Raw genomic sequence first — 4,070 nt, 5'->3', positions numbered from 1 at the left:
CGCCGCAACGCCGCCAACTCCGGCATCCGACGCACCACCGCCACCAACTCCGCATCCGGCACCACCCGCACGGCCGACGAACCCGCCGCACCCGAGGGGGTCTCCTGCCGGGACGCCGCCGCCGCCGGCTGTCGCCTGCGTGCTTCCGGCTGGGGCGTCGCCGCCAGTCGGGCCAGCTCGGCGAGGAACCGGTCCGGGTCGCGGAGCAAGTCCTCGAACCGGCCTTTGTCCCGGGCCAGGGAGCGCACGCCGTCGGTGAACCCGGCGTCCTCAAGCGCCCGTCCCGCCACCTCCGGCGACCCCAGCACCAGCCCCGCCAGACGCGGCTGGACATCCAGCAGCGCCGTCAACGCGTCGTCGGAGAGCACCGCCAGCAGTTGCGGACCGGACAACGCCACCCACGTGGAGTCCGACGCCAGCACGCCGAGCAGTCCCGAGCGCCGGCGCAGGTGCCGCAACACCCGAGCCGACTGCGACAGCGCCTCGGGAAGCGCGGGCACCCGGGTGAGCGCCTGCCACAGGGCGGTGTCGCGCGCCAGGTCGCCCACCAGCGTGCGACGCGCCCGCAGCACCGCGAGCAGGCCCGGATTCCCCCGCAGCAGCCGGGCCGGAGCGGACTTCGCCCGCATGGCCGCCACCAGTCCCGGCAGACCTCCCAGCGCGTCCACCAGCTCAGGCACCCGCATCAGATCATCGGCCACCTCCGGCCGCTCCCGCAGCAGCGCCCGCACGTCCTCACGCCCCAGCAGACCCGTCAGATGCTCGGACCGCGCCATCGCCGCGACGAGCCCGGGGGCCCGCATCACCACCGGCAGCAGCCCCGCGGTACGCAGCACCATCCCCGCCTGCTCCGGATACCCGTTGAGAACCGCCACGAGCCGCACGTTCTCCAGCAGCGCCACCACATCCGCCTCGGTGGCCACTGCTCCCGGGTTCTCCGCGAGGACACGGGAGAACACGGGCCCCGCCACCAGGACGGCGAACAGCCGAGGACGCTCGATCAGCGCCCGCAGCACCGTCATGTTCGACACCGCGGCCCGCGCGATCGACTCGGCCGCTTCCCGGGCCCGGCCCGTGTGCAGCCGCTGCCCTTCACTCGCGTAGTACGGGCTGGTCAGCATCCGTACCAGGGTGGGGTTGGCCGCGAGGGCCATCATCACCTGGGTGCTGTCCGCCACGGCCGCGGAGACCACCTCGCTGGCCTGGAAGAGCGCGTGCTCCTGTTCCAGCTCATGGGGCATGGCCAGGTCCCAGACCCGGACGTACTCGCGGTTCCGTCCCATGGCATCGGCGAACTGATCGAACCCCACCAGGGTCTGGACCAAATACGGATCGCTCACGAACCCCAGGTAGAGCCTGCCGTTGTCGCGCAATGCACGGGTCAGCTCGGGACGGTCGTACACCGCCTTCAGCGCACCCTTGCCGCGGTCCGCGAGATAGCCGATCAACGCCGGGCGCTTCAGCAGCGTCGCCGTCATCTCACCGTTGGCCAGCATCGCCAGTGCGATCCCGAACTCCCGGTCGATGGCACGACGGAGTTCGGGCCGCACCCTCAACGCTCGGACCGCCGCCTCCGCGGTCACGCGGTAGTGCTCCCGGTGCTCCGCCGGCGCCTGCTCGATCGCCTCCGCGATCCGGTCCGGCGCATCGAGGACCGCCCTGGCGATCCGTGCGGGCCCGCCCGCGATCCGGATGCCGCTCCTGGTGATGCTCGCCTCACCGGAGGCGCGCACCGCCTCGGCGAACACCTTCGAAGAGCGCCGGTTGAGTTCCACGTACTCCGCCGGCCGGCCCGGCTCCTTCATGCTCCCGATGAACCCGTCGCGCGCCAGCGCGTCCGTCAGCAGGTCCGGATTGGACGCCAGTGCCTTGGCCACCATCAGACCGTCCGCGCTGTCCAGTGCGGCAAGCAGCGCGGGGTCTTCGAAGAGCCTCGCCCAGTGGGCGGACGGAGTCACCTTGTTCTCGTAGGCGGCGAGGGTACGCAGCAGATCCGGGTGTTCCACCGCGTGTGCGCGACGCTCCGGGGACATGTGGAGGGTCCCGGTCACGTCACGCGCCGCAAGGGCCAACTGCAACAGGGCCGAGTCGTTCGCCAGCAGCGCCGGCAGCGCCCCGGCCTCAAGGAGGGCGACGATGAACGCGTTCCGCGCGATCAGCGACACCAGTCGGCCGTCGCCACGCAGGGCGTCGTTGAATCCGGTGACCTTGCCGTGGCGGTCGCCGTTCTGCGCCACCGTGAACATCAGATCGCCGAGAGCGAAGTCGGCCCAGATCGCGGCCTGCATCCCGGGGTTCCTGGCCAGAGCTTCGGCGAGCAGTCTCCTCCTGTCCTCCGGGGGTGCGGTCGCGGTGCCGGCTTGCAGGTACCAGAATCCGACGCCGTGCGAAACCTGGGGGTAGCGCAGGAGCGCCCTGAGCAGGCCCGGGGACAGGAGCGGGGATCCCGGCCTGAGCTGCTCCCGCAGCGAGGCGTTCGCGGGAGCCAGCAGCCGGCGGTATTCGTGCGGTGCGTCGAGCAGACCCGGATGGTCCGCCAGTACGGCCACGAGGGCGGAGTCGGACAGCAGCGTCGTGCCCAGCTCGCGGTGTCCGTCGACCGCGGCCCGCACTCTCGGATCGGCGAGCAGCCGCTGCGCGGGCCGTGCCTGCGGCCCCGGATCCCGTGGTGTGTTCTGCGGCGCGGTCGCGGCACGCAGGTGCTGCGCGAGCTCGGAGTCTCCCGAACTCATGTCGAGCAGACGGGGGTTGTACGACAGTGCTCCGGCCAGGCCGCGGTTGGCAAAGGCCACCCGCAGCAGTACCGGCGACTGCGCGAGCCGCCTCGCCAGCTCGGGAATTTCCACCAGCACGTCCGACAGGGCCGGATCGTGGTCGAGGACGCCCAGCACGGCAGGATCCTTGCCTGCGGCGGCGAGCAGCTCCGGCACCCTGAACACCGTCAGCAGCTGCTGAGGGTGCCGGTTCATCGCCTGCACCAGGGAGGCGTTCCCAAGCAGGGCCTTGAACTGCCCGGCGTCGGGGACCGTGTCCGGATAGCCGCGGATCGCCTGGATCAGGTTGAGGTTGGCCGAGAGCGTCCGTACGGCGGCCATCCTGGTACTGGAGGTGCGCAGCGCTTCGGCGAGTTGCGGCACCTCGGCCACCGCGAGGGTCAGTCGCTCGTCGTCCGCGACCGCGCGGAGCAGGCCGAGCTTTCCCCCGAGCGCCTCGATGACGTTGATCCACGGGACGATCCGCTCCCGCAGGTCGGCGTTGTCCTCCATGTCCTTGGCGACGTCCGTGTACTTCATCAAGAAGGGCGCCTGCGGGGCCACCGGGGAGCTGATCGTGGTGGTGGCCAGCGCCCGCAGCAACTGGGGGTGCGCGCGCAGGAACTCCGCGAACCCTGGCTGGGTGAGCACGGCGAACCGCACGTTGCGTGACTCGCTGATCGTCACGAGCAGATCGGGGTCGGCCGCCAGATACGGGAGCACATCGAGCTGGACACCCCCCGACAGGTCCATGTCGACGTCGGAGAACATCCTGGCCAGTTCGACCGTCGGCTCGAAGGGGTTCCTGGCCTGCGCCTGTGGTATGTACTCAACCAGCCGTGCGGTCACGCCTTCGACGAGACGCTGCTCGTTCTCCTCGCGGCGGGTGTAATCACCTCCCGCTTGTCCGGCCGCCACCTCGGCGTCGAGGACCGCGCGGGCGAGCCGACGGGCTTCGGCCGTGCCCAACCGACGCGCTTCCGGCTGCGTGCGCGAGCCGGTCGCGGCCGGCCGGCGGCCGCGGGCCCCACCGGACGCGGGCGGCGCACCACGGACCCCGGCGCCCTGTTGACCGCCGTCGCCGGCGTTCCCGCCCACCGTCTTCGCCTTCTTCGACCGCTTGCCCGCCCCGGGGGGCTGCCCCGAGCCCGAGGCGACGTTCCTCGCCCGGCGTTCCTCCTCCCCCGCGACGAGTTCCCGGGAAGCGGTGAGCGTACCGACATCCTCGGCCGCTTCCAGGGGGAGGGGTCCGGAGACGTACGTGCTGCCGTTGCCGTCCCACCGGTAGGCGTTGCCCTGCCGCGACGAACTCAGCCC

At 71.7% G+C, this 4,070-nt stretch carries 1 pseudogene; it reads right to left on the bottom strand.

What is annotated here, in order from left to right:
* Positions 1-4,070, bottom strand: a pseudogene (locus ACWCSV_RS34425) (hypothetical protein); the annotation flags it as partial.

The sequence above is a fragment of the Streptomyces sp. NPDC001770 genome (genome assembly GCF_053596135.1).
Note: the sequence above shows the minus strand (reverse complement) of the source record. Positions and strands in the feature narration are given on the sequence as shown.